The organism is Paraburkholderia unamae (assembly GCF_003268775.1).
GTDB lineage: Bacteria > Pseudomonadota > Gammaproteobacteria > Burkholderiales > Burkholderiaceae > Paraburkholderia > Paraburkholderia unamae.
Window position 1 is genome coordinate 394,671 of sequence record NZ_QLSU01000001.1, and the last position, 22,059, is coordinate 416,729.

General features: G+C 65.4%; 21 protein-coding genes. 3 read left to right on the top strand and 18 right to left on the bottom strand.

Features of this window, described 5'->3' with window-relative positions:
• Positions 1 to 193: 193 nt before the first annotated feature.
• Complete coding sequence (locus C7401_RS01625; protein ID WP_112169589.1) at positions 194 to 1,432, bottom strand: YbfB/YjiJ family MFS transporter; 1,239 nt, start codon at positions 1,430 to 1,432, stop codon at positions 194 to 196.
• Positions 1,433 to 1,695: 263 nt separating this feature from the next.
• On the opposite strand from C7401_RS01625, the gene C7401_RS01630 reads away from it, so the two are divergent.
• A complete protein-coding gene (locus C7401_RS01630) occupies positions 1,696 to 2,490 on the top strand; it encodes an SDR family NAD(P)-dependent oxidoreductase (protein ID WP_112169590.1) in 795 nt (264 codons plus the stop codon).
• A 118-nt stretch (positions 2,491 to 2,608) separates the two neighbouring features.
• Here the strand turns inward: C7401_RS01630 and C7401_RS01635 are convergent, their stop codons facing one another.
• From C7401_RS01635 to C7401_RS01645, 3 genes are all read right to left on the bottom strand, one after another.
• The gene (locus C7401_RS01635; RefSeq protein ID WP_027820439.1) at positions 2,609 to 2,773 is read right to left on the bottom strand and encodes a DUF1328 family protein; all 165 of its coding nucleotides are present in this window, start codon (positions 2,771 to 2,773) and stop codon (positions 2,609 to 2,611) included.
• Positions 2,774 to 3,098: 325 nt separating this feature from the next.
• A complete protein-coding gene (locus C7401_RS01640; protein ID WP_112169591.1) occupies positions 3,099 to 3,944 on the bottom strand; it encodes an alpha/beta hydrolase in 846 nt (281 codons plus the stop codon).
• Positions 3,945 to 4,089: 145 nt separating this feature from the next.
• Positions 4,090 to 4,416, bottom strand: a complete 327-nt coding sequence (locus C7401_RS01645) for a hypothetical protein (protein WP_112169592.1) — start codon at positions 4,414 to 4,416, stop codon at positions 4,090 to 4,092.
• Positions 4,417 to 4,496: 80 nt separating this feature from the next.
• Here C7401_RS01645 and C7401_RS01650 point away from each other — a divergent pair, with 80 nt between their 5' ends.
• Positions 4,497 to 5,192, top strand: a complete 696-nt coding sequence (locus C7401_RS01650) for an SOS response-associated peptidase (protein ID WP_112169593.1) — start codon at positions 4,497 to 4,499, stop codon at positions 5,190 to 5,192.
• A 43-nt stretch (positions 5,193 to 5,235) separates the two neighbouring features.
• Here C7401_RS01650 and rhaS read toward each other — a convergent pair whose 3' ends face one another.
• The 6 genes from rhaS to rhaM all read right to left on the bottom strand — a co-directional run bounded on the left by rhaS (position 5,236) and on the right by rhaM (position 11,247).
• Complete coding sequence (gene rhaS, locus C7401_RS01655; protein WP_112169594.1) at positions 5,236 to 6,243, bottom strand: rhamnose ABC transporter substrate-binding protein; 1,008 nt, start codon at positions 6,241 to 6,243, stop codon at positions 5,236 to 5,238.
• A 125-nt stretch (positions 6,244 to 6,368) separates the two neighbouring features.
• Complete coding sequence (locus tag C7401_RS01660) at positions 6,369 to 7,388, bottom strand: ABC transporter permease (protein WP_112169595.1); 1,020 nt, start codon at positions 7,386 to 7,388, stop codon at positions 6,369 to 6,371.
• The gene (locus C7401_RS01665; protein WP_112169596.1) at positions 7,381 to 8,436 is read right to left on the bottom strand and encodes an ABC transporter permease; all 1,056 of its coding nucleotides are present in this window, start codon (positions 8,434 to 8,436) and stop codon (positions 7,381 to 7,383) included. Before C7401_RS01665 ends, C7401_RS01660 begins: the two co-directional genes overlap by 8 nt.
• Positions 8,433 to 9,974: a sugar ABC transporter ATP-binding protein gene (locus C7401_RS01670; RefSeq protein WP_258396795.1), complete on the bottom strand. Its 1,542-nt coding sequence runs from the start codon at positions 9,972 to 9,974 to the stop codon at positions 8,433 to 8,435. Before C7401_RS01670 ends, C7401_RS01665 begins: the two co-directional genes overlap by 4 nt.
• A 32-nt stretch (positions 9,975 to 10,006) precedes the next feature.
• A complete protein-coding gene (locus C7401_RS01675) occupies positions 10,007 to 10,912 on the bottom strand; it encodes an amidohydrolase family protein (protein ID WP_112169598.1) in 906 nt (301 codons plus the stop codon).
• A gap of 20 nt (positions 10,913 to 10,932) precedes the next feature.
• Positions 10,933 to 11,247, bottom strand: a complete 315-nt coding sequence (rhaM, locus tag C7401_RS01680) for an L-rhamnose mutarotase (protein ID WP_112169599.1) — start codon at positions 11,245 to 11,247, stop codon at positions 10,933 to 10,935.
• Between the two features lie 203 nt (positions 11,248 to 11,450).
• Here rhaM and C7401_RS01685 point away from each other — a divergent pair, with 203 nt between their 5' ends.
• Positions 11,451 to 12,443: a LysR family transcriptional regulator gene (locus C7401_RS01685; protein ID WP_112169600.1), complete on the top strand. Its 993-nt coding sequence runs from the start codon at positions 11,451 to 11,453 to the stop codon at positions 12,441 to 12,443.
• 28 nt (positions 12,444 to 12,471) lie between these two features.
• On the opposite strand, the gene lra1 is transcribed toward C7401_RS01685, so the two are convergent.
• The 8 genes from lra1 to glpD all read right to left on the bottom strand — a co-directional run bounded on the left by lra1 (position 12,472) and on the right by glpD (position 21,736).
• Positions 12,472 to 13,254, bottom strand: coding sequence for an L-rhamnose 1-dehydrogenase Lra1 (gene lra1, locus C7401_RS01690; RefSeq protein ID WP_112169601.1), 783 nt, complete (start codon positions 13,252 to 13,254; stop codon positions 12,472 to 12,474).
• Between the two features lie 41 nt (positions 13,255 to 13,295).
• Complete coding sequence (gene rhmD, locus C7401_RS01695) at positions 13,296 to 14,474, bottom strand: L-rhamnonate dehydratase (RefSeq protein WP_112169602.1); 1,179 nt, start codon at positions 14,472 to 14,474, stop codon at positions 13,296 to 13,298.
• Positions 14,475 to 14,497: 23 nt separating this feature from the next.
• Entirely contained in the window at positions 14,498 to 15,844 is a 1,347-nt protein-coding gene (locus C7401_RS01700) for an MFS transporter (RefSeq protein ID WP_112169603.1), read from the bottom strand.
• 95 nt (positions 15,845 to 15,939) lie between these two features.
• Positions 15,940 to 16,692 (bottom strand): SDR family NAD(P)-dependent oxidoreductase, encoded by a 753-nt coding sequence (locus tag C7401_RS01705; RefSeq protein ID WP_112169604.1) that lies wholly within the window; start codon positions 16,690 to 16,692, stop codon positions 15,940 to 15,942.
• Positions 16,689 to 17,552 (bottom strand): fumarylacetoacetate hydrolase family protein, encoded by an 864-nt coding sequence (locus C7401_RS01710; RefSeq protein ID WP_112169605.1) that lies wholly within the window; start codon positions 17,550 to 17,552, stop codon positions 16,689 to 16,691. Before C7401_RS01710 ends, C7401_RS01705 begins: the two co-directional genes overlap by 4 nt.
• Positions 17,553 to 17,775: 223 nt before the next feature.
• Entirely contained in the window at positions 17,776 to 18,492 is a 717-nt protein-coding gene (locus tag C7401_RS01715) for an MIP/aquaporin family protein (RefSeq protein WP_112169606.1), read from the bottom strand.
• A gap of 109 nt (positions 18,493 to 18,601) precedes the next feature.
• Positions 18,602 to 20,104, bottom strand: coding sequence for a glycerol kinase GlpK (glpK, locus tag C7401_RS01720; protein WP_165841784.1), 1,503 nt, complete (start codon positions 20,102 to 20,104; stop codon positions 18,602 to 18,604).
• 81 nt (positions 20,105 to 20,185) lie between these two features.
• On the bottom strand, positions 20,186 to 21,736 hold the full coding sequence (gene glpD / locus C7401_RS01725; RefSeq protein WP_112169608.1) for a glycerol-3-phosphate dehydrogenase: 1,551 nt from the start codon (positions 21,734 to 21,736) through the stop codon (positions 20,186 to 20,188).
• Between the last annotated feature and the right edge of the window lie 323 nt (positions 21,737 to 22,059).

Below are 22,059 nucleotides of genomic sequence, written 5' to 3' on the forward strand. Positions count from 1 at the left end.
CTGAGGAAAACGCGCCGTCTCGTTGCAGCGCGTAACTCGGATTCTATGAGTCGCAGTTGAAAGACGCAAGTCCCGGTGATGGGACGCACTGTTGACCGATTCGTCAACGATCGCGTCAACGACGGCTTCAGGGGCACGTGGCAGCCCTGTACAAAGGGCCGCGCGTCAATGTCAGAAAACGTTCATGAAACGCTCAAGCCGGGCGCCGATTAAGCAATACGTCCGCGAGAAAAGCCAATGTGAGCGCCGCCGCCCCGCACGCGAAGATCAACGCGTAATTCTCTTGCGAATGCGAGAACAGCCATGAGTAGCCATAGCCGCCCAACGCCTGGAACAGCGCGAACGCCGTCGTCGCGCGGCTCCATGCCGCACGTTGCTCCAGATGATCGTGCGGCACGAGCTCATGAATGCGGCCCAGCGCGAGCGTGACGATGCCCGGCGTGAATGCGCCGAGCGTCAACGTCGCCGCGAAAATGGCCCACGTCTGGCTCGACACCGCGAGCAAGGCCACGGCGAGCGCCTGCAACAGCAACGCGACGCGCCAGGCCGCGCGAAATCCGATGCGATCGGCGCCCTGCCCGCATACGATCGGCCCCGCAATGGCGGCCACGCCATAAAACACCCAGTCGCGCGCGCCCGAGGCCGCGCCATGACCCAGACCGCGCGCCACATAGTCGACGAGCAGCATCATCGCCGGCACGAGCCCGAGTGCGTTCGCCGCATATTGCGCGTAGTGCAGGCGCAATGCGAAGACTGTGCGCGGCGCTCCGGCCGGACGATGCACAGGGGGCGGGACAGGCATTGAAGGCACGGGCGGCGCTGAAGGCACGTCGGCGCGCGGCCAGCCGTACCAGCTGATCGCCGTGAGCAGCAGCGCGAGCACGCCAAGGCCGATCCACGTATCGCGCAAGCCGTGATGCAGCAGCCAGGGAATCACGGTGCCCGAAGCGGCGATGCCAAGCCCGAGCCCCAGGAAGATCATGCCGCTCACGAAGCCGCGCCGCGCGGGCGGCACGTGCGGCAGGATCGACGTGGCGACGAGCACCATGATCGCGCCGCCCGCCACGCCCGACACGAGCCGCCAGACGAAAAACCAGCTCACGGAAAGCGGAAACGCACAGGCGAAAAACGCCGCCGTCGCGGCAAGCATGAGCAGACGCAATGCATGCCGGTTCGTGAGCGCATGCGCGATCGGCCGCCCGAGCAATGCACCGATCAGGTAGCCCGCGAAGTTCGCCGCGCCCAGCGTCACCGCCTGCGAGGCGGTGAACCAGTGCGCCTGAATAAGCGGAGGAATGAGCGGCGTATAGGCGAAACGCGCTAGCCCGATCGCGACGAAGCTGCCGCAAAGGCCCGCGAGCGTGGCGAATAGCGCGCGAGCGTCGAGTGCGTCCGGCACGCCCGCGCCGAGTGTGGAAGGTTGAGTGGACATGCAGTGAACCTCATGAAAACGGATAGCCGCCGGCAACGCCAACGGGCACGCAAATGCTCCTGGCGCGACTTGCCGCCGTTCTATATCACCTGATACAGTAAATGCGAATTCTATATCGATCGAAATAAAAAGCAAGATGGACGCACGTTCCGGCCGCGCGCAGTACACTGCCGGTTCCGTTCATCAGGGCCGCGCGAACCGCTGCGGCCGCCCGTCCGGCGCGCGTTCGCGCGGCGCCGCCAGCCCTCACACAAGGAACCCGGATGAAAATCGATCTGACTGGAAAACTCGCGCTCGTGACCGGCTCGGCAGCCGGCATCGGTCTCGCGGCGGCCAAGGGCCTCGCCATCGCCGGAGCCGATGTGATCGTGAGCAGCCGCAACGAAGGCAGCGTGCGCGAAGCCGAAGCCGCGCTGCGCACCGCCGCGCCCGGTGCGCGCGTGCAGGGCTTCGTTGGCGACCTCTCGAATGCTCAGGGGTGTGATGCGCTCGTGAAGGCGCACCCGCAAGTGGACATCCTCGTGAACAATCTCGGCGTTTTCCAGCAGCAGGACTTCTTCGAGATTCCCGACGAGGAATGGCTGCGCTTCTTCGAGACCAACGTGATGTCGGGCGTGCGCCTCTCGCGAGCCTACGCGAATGCGATGGTCAAGCGCGGCTGGGGACGCATCGTGTTCATTTCGTCGGAGTCGGGGTTGAACATTCCCGCCGACATGGTCCACTACGGTATGACGAAAACCGCGCAACTGGCGGTGGCGCGCGGCCTCGCGAAGCGCCTGGCGGGTACGGGCGTGACGGTGAATTCGGTGCTGCCGGGGCCCACGCTTTCAGAGGGCGTGGCGCAGATGCTCAAGGAGGAAGTGGCGGCAACGGGCAAGACCGTCGAGGAAGTCGCCGCGCAATTCGTGCAGACGCATCGCGCCTCGTCCATCATCCGGCGCGCGGCGAGCGTGGACGAAGTGGCGAACATGATCGTCTACGCGTGTTCGAAAGAAGCCTCCGCGACGACCGGCGCGGCGCTGCGCGTGGACGGCGGCGTGGTGGACACTATCGCGTGACGATCGTGTGATGCACGCGTGATGCCATAAGCGACACAAGCCGGCATGCACGTGCCGCCGGCCGCGTATGCAATACGCGGGCGGCGGCACGGGTTGCGCCGGTCAGGCCGGTGGACGGTTATCCGCGTCGCACAACGCCGAGCAGCAGCGTGACGAGGAAGACCACGAGGAAGATGAAGAACAGGATCTTGGCGATGGATGCCGCGCCCGCGGCAATACCGCCAAAGCCGAACACGGCCGCAATGATCGCGATGATGAAGAAAATGACAGCGTATTGAAGCATGACGTCCTCCTGTCTCCGGTTCGCTCCGGCTCAAGGTTGGTCGCCGCGCCCCGGCGCCGCGTGCGGCCGCTCGATGCCCGGCATCTGAATGTGCAGGACGGGTCTGACGATTGGCCCGCCCCTGCCAGTCCCATACAGCAATCGCGGTGCCCGGCTTTGGGCCGTGCGCTCGCCGGCGCAATCGCCCATGCCGCAAGCGCAAGGCACGTGCCGAATGAAACGATAACGAACGGAAAGTGTGCGGCGGGCGTGCAAATCGAACGGACGTGTGTCCTAAGCCGAACGGACGCGAGTCCTGAGTCGAACGGACGTGTGTCCTAAGCGATCACGCCGTTTGCGAATGCCAGCCGGCGCGGTGGAACGCCGTGGCGAAGAACAGCACCTGGTAGCGTATCGAATTCGACCAGTACGACCATGTATGGCCGCCCGGACGTTCCGCATAATCGTGCGGCACGCCGAGTTCGACCAGCTTTTCATGGAGCGCGCGGTTGGACTGCACGAAAAAGTCGCTCACGCCGCAGTCGATGGTGAGCGCGATATGCGCATGCTCGAAGTCCTGCGCGCTATCCACGATGGCGTTGTTGTTCCACACCGACGCGTGCCGCGTGGGATCGCCGAAAACGTGGGCGATGCCGGGCTCGTCCTCGCAGTTGCGCGGATCGACCGCGCCGCTGATGCTGCCCGCCGCGCCGAACGTATCGCGCCGGTCGAGCGCGATGCGCAGCGCGCCGAAACCACCCATGCTCAAGCCCGTGATCGCGCGCGCCTCGCGCGTGGCGATAGTGCGGAAATGCGTGTCCACATACGACACGACCTCGCTGCCCACATAGGTTTCGTAACGGCTGCGCGGGTCGAACGGGCTGTCGATGTACCAGCTCTCGTGGCCGCCGTCCGGCATCACGAGCATCACGTGATAGCGGTCGGCGAGCTTGCCGATCTGGGTGTTGGAGGTCCAGTCGGCATAACTGCCGCCCGAGCCGTGCAGCACGTAGATCACCGGAAAGCGCGCGGCGTGGTTGCCGTGCGCGTAGTCGTCGGGCAGCACGACGGTCGCGTCGAACGAGCGCTGCATCGCGGCGCTCGGGATCGAGACGATACGCGTCTGGTACGCCCAGACGGGAGCACTGAGAAGCAGCGCCAGAACGAGCCAGCACGCGCGGACGATTGCCATGAGAAGTCGCTCTTGTGTTGACTGCCACGAAAGAAAACGGCTTTCGGCGACTCTAGCAAGGACCACTTACAGCCATATTTCAGCGCGTCCGACGAAATGTCAGCAAACGCGGGGCAACCCACACACCGGCGCCAGGCGCCGCGTCTCAATCGCCGTTGCGCCGCCTGCGCCGCAGCCGCCCCTCCGGCTCGCCCTGATGGAGCAAACCTTTCTGCCGCGGCGTGAGCGGATCGCTCAGGCACGGCTCCGCGTCGAGTTCCCGCTCGAAGCGCTCCCACATGCCCGCAGGCGTATTCGCCGAGCCCACCCGCGTGCCGATCGTGAGCCGGATCTGGTTGGCGCGGCTGATGGTCGAGCGTAGCCGGTGAATCTCCCATAGCAGCCGCAGCACGACGGGCGAGGGATGCCGGTCGTAGATTTCAGCCAGTTCCGCCGCCGTGAGCGGAGGGAGGTGACGATGATCGCGTCCCATTTTCCGCCCCAAAACACTGTATATCCATACAGCCTATCACATGTCAGAATGATTCTGAAGGACGGGACGGAGAGACGACCATGTGCACGAACTACGCCGCAGCGCGCCGCGACTACCTTTTCAGGCATTACGGCGTGACGCCGCCGGACGACCCTTGGCGCGACGAGATCTACAAGGACTACGCCGCGCCGGTGATCCGCCGTGCGAGCACCGCGCCCGACGAACGCGAAGCGTTGCTGGCGACGTTCGGCATGGTGCCGCGCAAGCACATTCCGCCCGGCGTGAAGGTGTTCGACACGATGAACGCGCGCGCCGAATCCGTGGGCGAGAAGCGCAGTTTCAGCGGCGCGTGGAAGAAATTGCAGTTGTGCCTGATTCCGTGCGCGGCCTTCTTCGAACCGGACTACGAAACCGGCAAGGCCGTGCGCTGGCGTATCGCGCTCGCCGGCGGCGCACCGTTCGCCATCGCGGGCTTATGGCGCGAATGGGACGAAGGCGAGGCCGGCCGGGCGTACTCGTTCACGATGCTCACGGTCAACGCGAGCGATCACCCGCTCATGCAGCGCTTTCACAAGCCCGGCGACGAAAAACGCTCGGTGGTGATCGTGCCGTCGGCGGAATACGGGAACTGGCTCGCGAGCCGGTCGACGGACGAGGCGCGGACGTTTCTGAATCTTTATCCGGCGCAGGCCATGGTGGCCGAGCCCGCGCCGTTGCCGTCGCGCGCAACGCCCAGGCAGGATACGGATGCTTCACAACAAAACGACCCGGCATAGCCGGGTCGCTTCGCACTCCATGGCAACTGAACGCTAACCGACTTCAGAAGTTAAAGTTGTCGATATTCGAGGCGTCGAACGTCGTAGGCGGCCCGAGAATCACTTCGCCGCTCTTGCCGATCGTGCGCTTGCCGAGCTTGCCCGCCTCGAAGGACTCGCCCTCCTTGCCCGTGATCGTGCCCGAGGCGAGATTGGCCGCCGCATACGCGGCCAGATAGCCGAGCGCACCCGGATCCCAAAGCTGGAACGCCTTCACCGTGCCGTTCTTCACGAAGGCGCGCATCTGGTTAGGCGTGCCGAGCCCCGTCACGACCACCTTGCCCTTGCTCGGCGACGACGAGATATAGCGCGCCGCCGCCGCAATGCCGACCGATGTGGGCGCAACGATCGCCTTCAGGTTTGGATACGCCTGAAGCAAGCCCTGCGTCTCGACGAACGACTTCTGGTCGTCGTCGTTGCCGTAAGCGATCTTCACGAGCTTCATCTTCGAATACTCGGGCTTCTTCAGCTCGTCCTGCATCCACTTGATCCAGGTGTTCTGGTTCGTCGCGTTAGGCGTAGCCGAGAGAATCGCGAACTCGCCCTCGCCGCCCATGAGCTTCGAAACGAGCTGGATCTGGCCGCGCCCGATGCTCTCCGCGTTCGCCTGGTTCACGAAAATCTGCCGCCCCTCGGGCGCGGTGTCCGAGTCGAACGTGACGACCTTGATGCCCTGGTCCATCGCGCGCTTCAAATACGGCACGAGCGCATTCGCGTCGTTGGCCGCGATCACGATCGCGTCCTGGTGCTGCGTGGTGAGCGTATTGATGTACGAGACCTGCGAGGACGCGCCCGCGTCCGAGGGGCCCACCGCCTTGCCTTCGCCCTTGAACTCCTTGATCGCTTCCAGGCCGCCGTTATCGGCGATCACCTCATAAGGGTTGTTGATCTGCTTGGGCACGAAGGCGATCTTCAGCCCCTCCTTGATACCGGCCGCATGCGCCGCGACACCGCCGCCCACCAGCATCGCGCACAGCAACGCCGTGCACACGTGACGTACTGGCTTTCTCATGAATCGTCTCCTCGATGGATACCGGACGTGTCCGGTTGATTGACTGCCTGCTTGCGTCTTCTTGCGTCTTCTCTCGTCCTCTGGCGTCTGCTTTCGCCTGACTGCCCCCTCCTGCATGCCTGCCTTCACACCGCCCGTGCGAGCGCGCGACGATCGCGCAGCGTGCGCCAGCGCGCCGCGAGATTCGGAATCAGCACCGAAGCGAGCAGCAGCGCGCCGGTCACGATCGTGAGCGTCTCGCTCGAAACGTCGACGAGCGTGAGCGCATTCTTCAGCACGCCGACAATCAGGAGCGAGAGCAGCACGCCATACATCGAGCCGCGTCCGCCAAAAATGCTCACGCCGCCGAACAGCACCGCCGCGATCACCGAAAGCTCGAAGCCTTCGCCGTTGTCGCCGCGTGCGCTCGTGAATCGCAGCGTGTAGACGATGCCCGCGAGCGCGCTCATCACACCCGACAACACGAACAGGCGCAGCTTGATCTTCGGCACGTCGATGCCCGAGAACGCGGCGGCGGTGCTGTTCGCACCGATCGCGTAGAGGCCGCGCCCGAACGCCGTGGCTTGCAGGAGCACCGTGAACACGACGGCACACGCGGCGACGATCAGGAACGGCAAGGGAATGAACGTGCTCCCCAGGTTACTCATGCCAAAGAGCGTGTAGCCCGCCGGAAAGTCGGCAATCGCCTGATCGCCGAGCAGCACGTAGGCCAGCCCTCGAAAGAGCGCGAGCGTGCCGATCGTCACGGCGAGCGAAGGCAGATTGAGCTTCACGATCACGAGACCGTTGAAGAGGCCCGCAAGACCGCCCGCCACGAGCACGAGCGCCATGGCGAGCGGCATCGGCAGGCCCATGTGCCAGAGCACGCCCAGCAACGCGCTCGAAGCGCCGAGCACGGAAGCCACCGAAAGGTCGATTTCGGCGGCGACGATGATGAGCGTCATCGGCAGCGCCATGAGCGCGACTTCGGTCAGGTCGGCGAGCACGTTGCTCAGGTTCGCGCCGGTGAGGAACACGGGCGAGAGCACACGCCCCACCACGAGCGACGCGATGAGAATGACGACGAGCAGCGTTTCCCAACTGAGCGGCAAGCCGGGTTTGCGCGTGAGCAGCGCGGCGTCGGGTTTCGGTGCGGGCTTAGCCATGGTCGCGTTTCCTCATCATGCGCTTCGCCACGGAGCGGGCGAGCAATGTATCGGCGGCAATGGCGGCCACGATCAGCGCGCCCTGAATGGCCTGTTCCCAGAACGGCGAAACGTGCAGCACCACGAGCGCGATGCTGATCACGCCCAGCACGAGCGCGCCGAGCGTCGCGCCGAGTATCGTGCCCACGCCGCCCGTGATCGCGACGCTGCCCACCACGGCGGCGGCCACGACCTGGAGTTCGATGCCCTTCGCGGTGCTCGCATCCACGGTGCCGAAGCGCGAGAGCCACAACGCACCTGCGAAGCCCGCGATCGCGCCGCTGATCATGAAGCCCGTGGCGACGCGACGTTCCACGTTAATGCCGGCAAGGCGGGCCGCCTCCGGGTTCGAGCCGATCGCGTAGTATTCGCGCCCCGGCCGGAACTGCTTGAGGTAGACCGATAACGCGGCGAGCAGCACGAGCGCGATGAGCGCGAGCACCGGAATGCCGAGCATCGAGCCCGTGGCGAGGCGAGAAAACGCATCGGGCAGGCTCGTTGCGTTGATCTGGCCGCCATGCACCCACGCGTAATCCGCGCCGCGAAAAATATAGAGCGTGGAGAGCGTCGCGACGAGCGAAGGCACGCGCCCCACCGCCACGAGCAGCGCATTGATTGCGCCCGCAACGAGTCCGATGGCAAGTCCCGCGCCGAGCGCCACGATCACGGGCATATGCGGAAACGCGACATAGAGGCTGCCCACCGCGTAGGCGCTGATGCCGACCGTCGAGCCAACCGACAGGTCGATGTGCCGCATCAGGATCACGATCGTCATGCCCGCCGTGAGCAGGCTCACGATGGAGACGTTGAGCAGCACGTCGCGCAGGTTTTGCAGGTTGAGGAACTGCGGTCGCGCGAGCGCCGTGCCACCCACGATCAGCAGCAAGACCACGAAGAGCGTGGTCTCGCGGCTGCGGGCGATCGCTTCGGCGAGCGCGCCCGCGTTGCGCCGCTGCGTGCGCGGCTCGCCGCCGTGCAGCGGATGAGGAGAGGTCGAATGGCGCATCATGCCGCGTGCCCCAGGTGAATGTTGGTTTCGCCGAGCGCGGCGCTCATGATGCGTTCTTCGTTGGCGTCGGCGCGTGAGATGTCGGCGGTGATGCGGCCTTCGTGCATGACCAGCACGCGGTCGGCCATGCCGAGCACCTCGGGCAACTCGCTGGAGATCATCAGCACGGCCATGCCCTCTTTCACGAGTTCGGCGAGCGCGCCATAGACCTCAGCCTTCGCGCCCACGTCGATGCCGCGCGTGGGCTCGTCGATGATGAGCACCTTCGGCCCCGTGGCGAGCCATTTGCCCAGCACCACCTTCTGCTGGTTGCCGCCCGAGAGCGTGCCCACGGGCGCGTTCAGGTCGCTCGCTTTCAGGCGCAGGCGCGTGCCCCACTGCCCGGCAAGCTGCACCTCGCGCCCCGTCGAAATGAGGCCGAAGCGCACGAGCCGCCCGAGCACCGTGAGCGACGCATTGCGCGCAATGCTCAGTTCGAGCGCGAGACCTTGCTGACGGCGGTCTTCGGGCACGAGCGCGAGTCCCGCTTTCACGGCGGCGGCGGGCTTGCCGGTCGCGAGCGGCTGGCCCGCGATCTGCACTTGTCCCGCATCGCACGGGTCGATGCCGAAGATTGCGCGCGCCACTTCGCTGCGCCCCGCGCCCACGAGCCCCGCCAGCGCGACGATCTCGCCTGCCCGCACATCGAATGAAATGTCCTTGAATACGCCGCGCCGCGTGAGTCCGCGCACGCGCAGCATCACCTCGCCTGGCTGCACGTCGGCCTTCGGATAGAAGGTGGCGAGGTCGCGTCCCACCATTTTCGCCACGATGTCCTGAGTCTTGAGCGTGGCCGTGGGCGCGTCGAACACCTTGGCGCCATCGCGCATGATCGTCACGTGCTGCGTGAGCGCGAATACCTCTTCGAGCCGGTGCGTGATGAAGAGTATCGCCACGCCGCGATCGCGCAGCGTGCGCGCAATCGTGAAGAGGCGTTCGACCTCGGGCAGCGAAAGCGCGGCCGTGGGTTCGTCCATGATGAGCACGTTCGCGTTGAGCGAAAGCGCCTTCGCAATCTCGATCACCTGCTGGTCCGCAATCGAAAGACCGCGCACGAGCCGGCCCGCCTTCAGTTCGACGCCGAGCGATTCGAGCAGCGCGGCGACCTCGCGGTGCATCGTGTCGTAGTCGATGCGTCCGAAGCGGTCCACGGGCTGCCGCCCCATGTAGATGTTCTCCGCGATCGAGAGGTCGAAGAACAGGGTGGGCTCCTGATAGATCACCGCGATGCCCGCGTCGCGCGCCTGCGCGGGCGTCGTGAACTGGCGCTCCACGCCGTCGATGCGCATCTCGCCGCCATCGGGCCGATGCACGCCCGCGAGTACCTTCACGAGCGTCGATTTGCCCGCGCCGTTTTCGCCGAGCAACGCGTGCACCTCGCCGGGCATGAGCTTCAAGCTGCCGTCGATGAGCGCGCGCACGCGCCCGAACGACTTGCTCGCGTTACGCAGTTCGAGCCTCGGCGTCTGCCCGGCTCTGACTTTCGCTTCTGCTTCCACGCCTGTCTCCATCGTTATCGTTGCGCGCACACTCAAATGCGGTAAATGCGCCCGGCGTTGCCGCGAAACAGCGCCGCCTGTTCGCTCTCGCTCGCGCCGCTCACGATCCGCGCATACGCATGCCAGAGCTGCGAATAGCCGCCGAACAACCGGTCCACCGGAAAGTTCGAGGCGAACATCGCGCGGTCCGCGCCGAATGCGTCGATCGTTTCGAGCACATAGGGGCGCAGGCTTTCCACGCTCCACGCGTGGTCGAACATCGCGAGCCCGCTGATCTTCACGGCCACGTTCGGACATGCCGCAAGCGCGCGCTGCCCTTCTCGCCAGGCGCGGTAGCCGGCGACGCTGTCGCGATCGACGAACATGCCCGCGTGGTTGACCACGAGCTGAATGCCGGGATGCGCGCGTGCGAGCGCGGCAGCCTCTTGCATCTGCGAGGGATAAATCTGCAAGTCGAACGAGAGACCGTGCTGTTCCAGCCGCGCGAAGTGCTCACGCCACGTCGCCTCGCGCATGTAGTGCCGTCCCACATAGTCGTAGAGCGGGTTTTCGTGAACATTGAGAATCTGGCGAATGCCGCGCGTGCGGGCGAACGCGGCGTGCGCTTCGAGCACCGCGGCGGCATTGGGCGCGCTCAGGTCGCAGGCCGCGACGATCGCGTCGGGAAACGCGCGCGCCTCTCCCGCATTCGCGGCGTTGTCGGCAATCGACTCCAGCCAGCGCGTTTCCTCCACCGGGTCCGCCGGATCGTGGTTCGCCTCGACGTGCACGACCTTGAGCACGTCGATGTCGCCGGCCTCGCGCAGCAGGTCGGCAGGCAGATAGTTGTGCGGGAACTCGCGTGCATCGCCCACGAATGACGTGCCGGGATTCGCGAGCCACGGGTAATGATGCGTATCGAGGTTCCAGAAATGAACGTGCGGATCGACGACCTGCATGACATGTTCCTCGCGTGTGCTCAAGGCAAGTGAAAGACCTGCACGAGTGGCTGCTGCAACGGCACGTTATGCGCGTCCGTCTGCATGATGTCGGCCATGAAATCCCACCATTTGCGCATGATGGGCAGATCGGGCAGCGCGTCCATCGTGTGGTCGTCGCGCCGTTCGAGCACGGCAAACAGGTGATGGGTCGCTTCGTCGAGAAAAATGCGGTAGTCCTTCACACCCGCTTCGCGCAGCGCGCTCGCGAGTTCAGGCCAGATTTCGCGGTGACGCCGCTCGTATTCGTCCCGCTTGCCGGGATCGAGCTGCATGCGAAACGCCATTGTCTCCATGATCGTGTCTCCGTCCAGCCTTGTCTCATCGTGCGCTTGTGTGTTCCTGGCGCGCTTTGCCTGGGTGTTTGCCCTGGCCGCGCGGCACGCAACGACATGCGTTTTTTACGTGGTTAGCCGCGTTGTGATCCGACTATAATTCCCGCATCGATAGCCAACCAATCCGATGTTGGGATCGGGCGATACACAAACCGGATCGCTCCATGAATCATCAAACCGCCGTCGTCGCACTCGTCAACCGGCTTCGATTCAAGCACCTCGCCCTGCTCGTCGCGCTCGACGACGCGCGCAACGTCCATCAGGCCGCCGACGCCATCAACGTGGCCCAGCCCAGCGCGAGCCGCATGCTGAGCGACATCGAGGAAGCCTTCGGCTTCCGCCTTTTCGAGCGCAACGCGCGCGGCATGCAGCCCACCGCGCTCGGCGTCGTCACGCTCGCCTACGCCCGCCGCGCGCTGGCCGAACTCACGCGCTTTGCCGACGACCTCGACGTCAAGCGGCGCGGCGGTCACGGCCAGCTCACCGTGGGCGCGATCATGGGCGCCGCACCCGACCTGCTCGCGCAGGCCGTCGCCACGCTCAAGACCGAACGGCCGCTGCTGCACGTGCGCATCCTCGGCGAAACAAGCGACCAGGTCGTGCAATTGCTGCATCGCCGCGAGGTCGATCTCGCGCTCGGCCGCCTGACCACGCCGCTCCAGCACAACGACTTCAGTTTCGAGCCGCTCGCGCGCGAAACGCTCGTGCTCGTGGTCCGTGCGCGCCATCCGCTTGCGCGCCGCGAACAGGTCACGCTTGCCGAACTGATGGACTGGCCTTGGGTCGCGCAGCCCATTACGAGTCCCGCGCGCGAGTTGTTCGAAGGCGAACTGGCGCGCGCCGGTCTCGGCACGCCCGCCAATCTCACCGAGTCGGCCTCGATTTTCGCCACGCTGCAACTGCTCGAAAGCTTCGACGCCGTGGCCATGCTGCCCGAGTCCGTTGTGCGCGACCACGTGCGCGGCAAGCTGCTCGTCGTGCTGCCGCTCGAAATCGGCAAGAGCCTGCCCGGCTTCGGCGTGCTCACGCGCAAGAACGAGCCGCTTGCCGAACCCGCCGAGCATTTCGTCGGCTTGCTGCGGCGTTTTTCGCAGCCGTTCAAGCAGGACGACGCCGCTCACGATGGCTCGCACACGGCCGCGCTCGCGTCACACTGACACTTCGCATGGGCACCTCGCCGCGCATTCATTGCAGGTTGACGAACAAGCCGCCGTCCACCAGCAACGCCGCGCCCGTGACATAGCGCGCGCGCTCGGAGGCGAGAAACACCACGCATTCGGCCACGTCTTCGGGCGCGCCCAGCCTGCCTAGCGGAATGCGCTTTTCGAAGTACGCGCGCTTGCTTTCATCGCTCAGGTCCTCGGCATTCAGGTCCGTGGCGATCGTGCCAGGCAGCACCGAATTGCAGCGTATGCCATAGGGCCCGAGCGCAATCGCGCACGACTGCATGAGCGAATGCACGCCGGCCTTCGTGGGCGTGTAGTGCGTCTGCATGCCGCCCCCCACCAGCGCGCTGATCGAACTCGTCGCCACGATCGCGCCGCCCGTGCCCTGTTCCTTCATTTGCCGCGCGACTGCCTGGGTCACGTAGAACGCGCCATTCAGGTTCACGCCTATCGTGCGTTCGAGCACGGCGGGCGGCATGTCCAGAAACGAATGGAACGGGCAGATGCCCGCATTGCTGGCGAGCACATCGACCTTGCCGAAGCGCTCCACCGTCTGTCGCACGAGGTCCACGCCCGTTTGCGGCGCGGCGACGTTGCCTTCCAGCGCGATGGCGCGGCGCCCGAGCCGCTCGATTTCGCCCAGCACCTCGTCGATCGCCGAGCGGCGGCCGTACGACGCGTCGTTGTCGCCCCAGTAGTTGATCGCGACGTCGGCGCCCTCGCGGGCGCTCGCAATCGCAATGGCGCGGCCAATGCCGCGCGAACCGCCGGTGACGATCACCACCTTGTCCTTGAGCAGCACGTGTCTCTCCTCTTTACCGTCTATTCGTGTCCAACGCGCGATCAGTGCGTGTAAGGCCTGGAAAGTTTGCAGTCCGGATTGAGCCGCACGCCGAAGCCCGGCGCGTCCGGCACCTTGAGCCGCCCTTTCACCGGCACCGGCTCGTCGAGCAGCAACGGCGTGAACATCGGCACCACCTTATCGGCCTTGGGCGCCATCATGAGGAACTCGGCGAACGGCGAGTTATGGCGCGTGACGACGAAGTGATAGCTGTACACCGAGGAGCCGTGCGGCACCACGAGCACGTTATGAGCGTCGGCGAGCGCCGAGATCTTGATGAGTTCCGTCATGCCGCCGCACCAGTTCACGTCGGGCTGGATCAGGTCGCAGCACCCCATTTCCAGCAGCATGCGAAAGCCCCAGCGCGTGGCCTCGTGCTCGCCCGTGGAGACCATCATGCCGCGCGGGACATTGCGGCGCAGTTCGGCGTAGCCCCAATAGTCGTCGGGCGGCAGGCACTCCTCAACCCACTTGAGGCCGTATTCGTTCGCGGCCTGCGCGAGGCGCGTGGCGTAGCGCACGTCGAGACTCATCCAGCAGTCGTACATGAGCCAGAAGTCGTCGCCCACGCGCTCGCGCATCGTGGCGAGCAACTCGATGTTCTTTCTGAGGCCTTCCTCACCTTCGGCGGGACCATGCCGCAAGGGCAGCTTGCCGCCGATAAAGCCCATCTCCTTCGCGAGGTCGGGGCGCGCGCCGGTCGCGTAGAACATCAACTCGTCGCGCACTGGGCCGCCCAGCAACTGATACACGGGCTCCTTGCGGATCTGCCCGAGCAAGTCCCACAACGCGAGATCGACGCCCGAGATGGTGTTGAGCACGACACCCTTGCGGCCATAGTAGAGCGTGGCGTAGTACATCTGATCCCACATCTTCTCGATGTCGGTCACGCGCTGCCCTTCGAGAAAACGCGCGAGATGCTTTTCGACGATGAACGCGCCGATCTCGCCTCCCGTGGTCACGGCAAAGCCTACGGTGCCGTCGCTCGCCTCCACTTCCACCACGAGCGTGCCGAGCACGTCGATGCCGAACGAGCGGCGGCTCTGACGATACTCGGGATAACGCGCCATCGGCGTGGAAATATGATCGTCGATCCAGTGGCCGTCGGGCTGATCGTGATAGTCGGCGCCGCCGCCGCGCACGGTGAAGGCTCGCACGTGTTTGATGGTTGGCATGGCCATGTGACGTAGCTCCTTGGAGTGGATTAGCGCGCGCGCCGCACGGGCGGCTCGAACGAGCGGGCCGCGGGCGTAACGGCGCGCGGCGCGACGATAAGAATGAGCAGCGCGGCGGCAAGGCTCGCGAGCCCGAGCAACTGAAGGCCCGCCGCGTGCGAAGCGAAACTGCGATCGGCGGCGGCGCGCAGCATGGGCGCGATGAAACCGCCCAGACCGCCCAGCGAATTGATGAGCGCAATGCCGCTGGCCGAGGCCGCGCCCGCGAGGTCGCGCGCCGGGAAGGTCCAGAACAGCGGCTGCGCCGCGATGAAGCCGCTTGCGGCGCAGCACAGGCCGAGCATCGCGACAAACGCGCCGGTCGTACCGCCCAGGCTCCCCGCCATGCCCGAAACCGCAATGCCCACGCCCGACATCACGAGCAACCGCACGGCCCAGGCGCGATGGCCGCCCAGGCGGTCCACACGGCGCGGCACGATCCAGGTGAGCGCCACGGCGCACAGCCAGGGCACGGCCGCGATCAAGCCCACCTTCAGGCCCACCGAAGCGCCCACGAGCGAGGCCACCTGCTGCGGCAAGAAGAAGATCACGCCGTACACGCTCATCTGGATCAGCGCATAGATTCCGGCATACGCGAGCACGCGGCGGTCGAACAACGCGGAGAGCGCATCGCGCGGACCGTGCGCGGCGGCCTCACGCGCATCGAGCTTGATGGCCGCGGCAAGCGCGCGGCGCTCGTCGGCTTGCAGCCAGCGCGCGTCCTCGGGTTTGTCGACGAGATACCAGTAAGCCCATACGCCCACGGCCGAGGCGAGGCCGCCTTCCACCAGAAAGAGCCACTTCCAGCCCGCCAGCCCCAAGGTGCCGTGCATATCGATCAGAAGTCCTGACAACGGGCCGCCGAAGATGAACGCAAGCGGCGCGCCGAAATAGAACACACCGATGGCCCGAGCGCGCGAGGACTGCGGAAACCACTGCGTGAGGTAATAGATGATGCCGGGAAAGAAACCCGCCTCGGCCACGCCCAGCAGGAAACGCAGCACATAGAACGAAGTGGGCGACTGCACCCACGCCATCGCCGCGGAAATCAAGCCCCACGTGACGATGATCCGGCACATCCAGATGCGTGCGCCCACGCGATGCAGCGCGAGATTGCTGGGCACTTCGAAAAGCGCGTAGCCGACGAAGAACACGCCCGCGCCGAACGCGAACGACGCATCGGATAGGCCGGTATCGTGTTGCAACGCCTTTTGCGCGAAGCCGATGTTCGCGCGGTCGAGGAACGCGAGCACGTACATCAGCAGCAGGAAAGGCAGCAGGCGGCGCATGGCCTTGCGGCCCGCTGACTCCGCCAGCGTTTGTGGTTCTGTCAACATCGGTGTCTCCTTGCCGACGCTTTTCTCTTACCGCCGCGCCGTTATTGTGATTCGTGCGCGGCGTGCGGCCGCCGCGCGCGTGGGTACCACCCGCCTCAGTAGGTCGCGCGGCCGCCCGAGAGGTCGAACACCGCGCCCGTGCTGAACGCACAGTCTTCGGTCGACAGCCACACGATCATCGACGCCGCTTCATCGGGCATCAGGAAGCGGTTCATCGGGATCTTCGAGAGCATGTAGTCGATATGCTGCTGCAACATGGAGTCGAAAATCTCGGTCTTCGCGGCGGCCGGCGTCACGGCGTTGACGAGCACGCCCTTGGTCGCCAGTTCCTTGCCGAGCGACTTGGTCAATCCGATGAGCCCGGCCTTGGATGCACTGTAGTGCGAAGCATTCGGATTGCCTTCCTTGCCCGCAACCGAGGCAATATTGACGATGCGCCCATAGCCCTGCTCGATCATGTACGGCACCACGGCGCGGCAGGTGAGATAGCAGCCGATCAGGTTCACTTCGATCACGCGGCGCCATACGTCCACGGGCAACTCCCAGGTGAGGCCGTTGCCGCCCGTGATGCCCGCGCTGTTCACCAGCGCGTGGATCGCGCCGTGCGCATTCACGGTTTGCTGCGCGGCCGCATCGACCGAAGCCGCGTCGGTCAGCTCGACCTTCACGGCCGAGACGCTGCCAAGCTCCGACAACTCGGCGCGCGAGCGCTCCAGTCGCTCGGCGTCGATATCCCACAGCGAGACCGCCGCGCCCGAGCGCAGCGCGCGCTGCGCCACGGCATAGCCCAGGCCGCGCGCGCCGCCCGTGACGACCATCACGCGATTCTTCATGTCGAGCTGATTCATTGTGCCTGCCCTCCTTGTTCGGCCACGAGGCGTTGACGTTGTTCGCCGAGCCCGCTCACGGCAAGACGCATGGTCTGCCCGGCGCGCAGATACACCGGCTCGGGCTTCTGCCCCATGCCGACGCCGGGCGGCGTGCCCGTCGAAATCACGTCGCCGGGTTGCAGGCTCATGAACTGGCTGATATAGGAAACGAGGGTGGCCACGTCGAAGATCATCGTGCGCGTGTTGCCGCTCTGATAGCGCTTGCCGTCGACTTCGAGCCACATGTCGAGCGCCTGCGGGTCGGCGATCTCGTCGCGCGTGACGAGCCAGGGCCCGAGCGGCGCGAACGTGTCGTAGCCTTTGCCCTTGTCCCACTGGCCGCCGCGCTCGATCTGCCACTCGCGCTCGGAAACGTCGTTGACCACGCAATAACCGGCCACGTGATCGAGTGCGCGCTCGCGCGAAACGTTGCGCGCAGGCTCGCCGATCACCACGCCAAGCTCCACTTCCCAGTCCACCTTTTTCGCACCGGGCGCAATGAGTACGTCGTCATCGGGACCGGTGATCGCGCTCGTGGCCTTGAGGAACAACACCGGCTCCTTCGGCACGGGCATGTTCGATTCGGCGGCGTGATCGGAATAGTTCAGACCCACGCAGACGATCTTGCCCACGCCGCCCACGCAGGGGCCCAGGCGCGTGCCCTCGGGCACGAGCGGCAAGGCGGCGAGATCGAGCGCGGCAAGCTCGCGCAGCGCGGCGGCGCCGAGACGCTTGCCCGCCACGTCGGGCACGACGCTCGACAGGTCGCGCACGCGCCCCTCGCCGTCGATCACACCCGGCTTTTCGGCTCCCTTACTGCCCCAACGGACCAGCTTCATGCGGCGTCTCCAGTGATTGGTGTAAGCGTTGCAGCCAATATAGGTGCGCCGCGATAGCCGAACAATCCGAAAGCCGCATGGGGCGATAGCGAAACCGGATCGCGCCCTTTACCCGTAAGCACGACGGCGCGCGCCAGAAAAGCAAAAACCCGCGAACGCCTGGGCGTTCGCGGGTTTTGTGCATCGCAACGCGCCTGTCAGCCAGGCGCGAAGGCTAAAGCCATCAGCTCATCGTGTGCAAATAGTGGTACAGCCCGGCCGCCGCCGCGCCGCCTGCCAGCGGCCCGAGCACCGGAATCCAGGCGTAGCGCCAGTCGCTGTCGCGCTTGCCCGGAATCGGCAGCAGCGCGTGCATGATGCGTGGCGAGAGATCGCGCGCCGGGCTCATGGCGTAGCCCGTCGGGCCGCCCAGCGAAATGCCGATACCCAGCACGAGCAGGCCCACTGGCAGCGCGTCGAGCGCGCCGAGCCCCACCTGCGGCGCGGCCAGATACAGCACGCCGAGAATCAGCACGAAGGTGCAGATCGCTTCGGTCAGCACGTTGTGCTTGACGCTGCGAATGGCAGGCGCCGTGCAGAACACCGCGAGCTTGAGGTCGGGGTCGGCCTCCTTCGCGAAGTGCTGGCGATACGCAAGCCACACGAGCAGCGCGCCGGCCATGCCGCCGAGCATCTGCGCGGCGACATAGCCGCCCACCTTCGACCACGCGAACTTGCCCGCCAGCGCGAGGCTGATCGTCACGATCGGGTTGAGGTGCGCGCCGCTGAACGAGGCGGTCACATAGACCGCCACGAACACGGCCATGGCCCAGCCCATCACGATGACGATGAGGTCGGCGCCCTTGCCTTTCGTTTTCGCCAGCAGCACGTTGGCCACGGCGCCGTTGCCGAGCAGCACGAGAATGGCCGTGCCGATAAATTCCGCAATATAGGGTGACATGATTGTCTGGTTGTCTCTCTATGCCCGCGCGGCGCACGCTGTACGTGTGCGCCGTTCACGGGTTATGTTAGTTCGTTATGCTTGTTTTTTTGAAACGGGCGCGCGCGGCTCAGTGCGAGTCGTCGGCCCAGGCCTTGGCCGCGCGCACCGCGCGCTGCCAGCCCGCACGGCAGGCGTCGACCTGCGCGGACGGCATCGACGGAGCAAAGCGCCGGTCGAGCTTCCACTGGCTTTGCAGCTCGCCCACGTTTTGCCAGTAGCCAGTCGCGAGGCCCGCAAGATAGGCCGCGCCGAGCGCCGTGGTTTCGGTGATGCGCGGGCGCACCGCGTCCACGCCGAGCAAGTCGGCCTGGAACTGCATGAGCAGGTTGTTCGCGCTCGCGCCGCCGTCCACGCGCAACTCGCCCACGCTGATGCCCGAATCCGCCTCCATTGCCGCGAGCACGTCGAGCGACTGGTAGGCGATCGAATCGAGCGCCGCGCGCGCGAGGTGCGCCGATGTCGTGCCGCGCGTCACGCCGAACAGCGTGCCGCGCGCATGCGCGTTCCAGTGCGGCGCGCCGAGACCCGCGAAGGCCGGCACGAGATAGACGCCGTCGGTATGCGGCACGCTCGCGGCGAGCGCTTCGATTTCCGGCGCGCTCTTGATGATGCCCATGCCGTCGCGCAGCCACTGCACGACTGCGCCCGCGATAAAGATGCTGCCTTCGAGCGCGTAATTGACCTCGTCGCCGATCTGCCAGGCGATCGTGGTCACGAGGTTGTTCTTCGACTCGATGGGCTTCGTGCCCGTGTTCATCATCAGGAAGCAGCCCGTGCCATAGGTGTTCTTCACCATGCCCGTGCTCGTGCACATCTGGCCGAACATCGCCGCCTGCTGATCGCCCGCGATGCCTGCCAGCGGAATTTTCGAGGCGAACACCGTGGTCTTGGTCGGACCGTAAATTTCGGACGACGAACGGACTTCGGGCAGCATGCTGCGCGGAATTTCGAGCGCGTCGAGCAACTCGTCGTCCCATTGGCGCGTGTGGATATTGAACAGCATGGTGCGCGACGCGTTCGTCACGTCGGTCACGTGCAGCTCGTGCTTCGTGAAGTTCCACACGAGCCAGCTGTCGACGGTGCCGAACGCGAGCTTGCCCTGACGCGCCTTTTCGCGCGCGCCCGGCACGTTGTCGAGAATCCAGCGGATCTTGGTGCCCGAGAAGTACGAATCGATCGGCAAGCCGGTCCTCGCACGCACCTTCTCTTCGAGGCCGCGCTCCTTGAGCGAGTCACAGAAGTCGGCCGTGCGGCGGTCCTGCCACACGATTGCGTTATAGATGGGGTGTCCCGTCTCGCGGTCCCAGACGATGGTCGTTTCGCGCTGGTTCGTGATGCCGATCGCGGCGATATTGGTGCCGTTCAGGCCCGCGCGCGTGACGGCCTCGGCGGCCACGCCGGCCTGCGTCGACCAGATTTCCTGCGGATCGTGCTCGACCCAGCCCGGCTGCGGATAAATCTGCTCGAACTCCTTCTGGGCCGTCGAAACGATGTTGCCCTGGCGGTCGAATAGCATGGCGCGCGAGCTCGTGGTGCCCTGGTCGAGCGCGAGGATGTACTGTTCCTGCATGTCTCTCATCTCCATCCGTACGTAGTTGTGATATCGCGCCGCATGAAGCGGCGCGTGGTGGGTACGTCAAAGCGGCGAACTTCAGTGCTGCGCGGTCGCCTTCGCGCTTGCCGCGGCAAACCAGCCGTCGATGGCGGCAGCCACGCCGTTCAGCGTGCCCGGCGCCACATGCAGGCCGAGCTTCGAGCGGCGCCACAGCACGTCTTCGGCGCGCGTGGCCCATTCGGCGTCGCGCAGATAGCGCAACTCGGCTTCGTAAATGCCCGGCGCCACTGGCGCGCCGAGATCGGAAAGCGATTGCGCCGCGCCAACCAGGCGCTCGGCGCGCGTGCCGTATGCGCGCGCGTAGCGGCGCGCGAGTGCGGCAGGCAGCCAGGCGTGGCGCTTCGCGAAGCTTTGCGCGAAGGGCTCGAAACGCGCCTGCGCGATGTCGCCGCCCGGCAGCGGCGCACCCGCCGTCCACGAGGGCGCCGCATGGCCGAGCGCGCCGCACAGCATGTCCGACGCTTCTTCCGCGAGCTTGCGAAAGGTCGTGATCTTGCCACCAAACACTGAAAGCAGCGGCGCACCCGCCGTTTCGTCGAGTTCGAGCTTGTAGTCGCGCGTGACGGCGGACGCGTTGGCCGCGCCCTCTTCCTCGAGCAACGGGCGCACGCCCGAGTAGGTCCATTGCACGTCGGCGGGTGAAATCTTGCGCTTGAAATAGCGGTTGATCGAGTCACACAGGTAGCGCGTTTCGTCGCCGTCGATCGACACCTTCGCGGGGTCGTTGCGGTACTCCACGTCGGTCGTGCCGATCAGCGTGAAGTCGTGCTCGTACGGAATCGCGAAGATGATGCGCTTGTCCGGGTTCTGGAAGATGTATGCGTGGTCGTGATCGAACAGGCGCTTCGTCACGATATGGCTGCCCTTCACGAGGCGCACGCTGTGCTGCGCTGCGCGCCCGAGCGCGCCGTGCAGCACCTCGCCCACCCACGGACCGGCCGCGTTGGCGACGGCGCGCGCGCGCACGTCGAAGGTGCTGCCGTCGGGGCGGCGCAGGATAGCTTGCCATTCGCCACGTTCGCCGCGCTCGCCGGCCGTGCGTCGCGCTGAAACGAGCTTCGTGCGCGTGAGGATCTGCGCGCCGCGCTCTTTGGCGTCGAGCGCGTTGAGCACGACAAGGCGCGCGTCGTCCACCCAGCCGTCGGAATAGACGAAGCCGCGCCGGATCGAATCGATGAGCGGTGCGCCGGCCGCGTGGCGGCGCATGTCGATGCCGTGCGAGCCGGGCAGCAATTCGCGCCGGGCCAGATGATCGTAGAGGAACAGCCCGACACGGATCAGCCACGCGGGACGCAGGTTCGGCATGTGCGGCATGACGAAGCGCAGCGGCCACATGATGTGGGGCGCCGCGCGCAGCAGCGTTTCGCGCTCCTGCAACGCCTTGCGCACGAGTCCGAACTCCCGGTACTCGAGATAGCGCAGGCCGCCGTGAATCAGCTTGGTGCTGGCCGACGAGGTATGCGAGGCGAGATCGTCCTGCTCGCAAAGGAGCACGGAAAGCCCGCGCCCGGCCGCGTCACGCGCGATGCCCGCGCCGTTGATCCCGCCGCCCACCACGAGCAGATCGTACCGGTTCTGTTGAGTCACCTGCTGTCCCTGGAAAAAGAAACGAACCTTGAAATGTTCGAATTCGAAATTTATCGAACATGAACGAAAAAGTAAAGGTTCGATTGGGCAAGCGGAGGGTGAAGGGAGGTGGGGCAGGTCCAGATTGATTTGTCGCTAAATTGAGGCCCGCTAAATTGATGTATTACAGAATTAATATTTACTTTTTTATTTCTTATATCGTCTAATGTTGCCTTGATTTTAATTTTATTAGATTTTTTCACCCATCAAAGGCCAGCCACCTTCCTCTCAAGGTGCCACATCCTCGATGCGTGGGAGCGATCATTCGAACGGAGTTGTGCTTC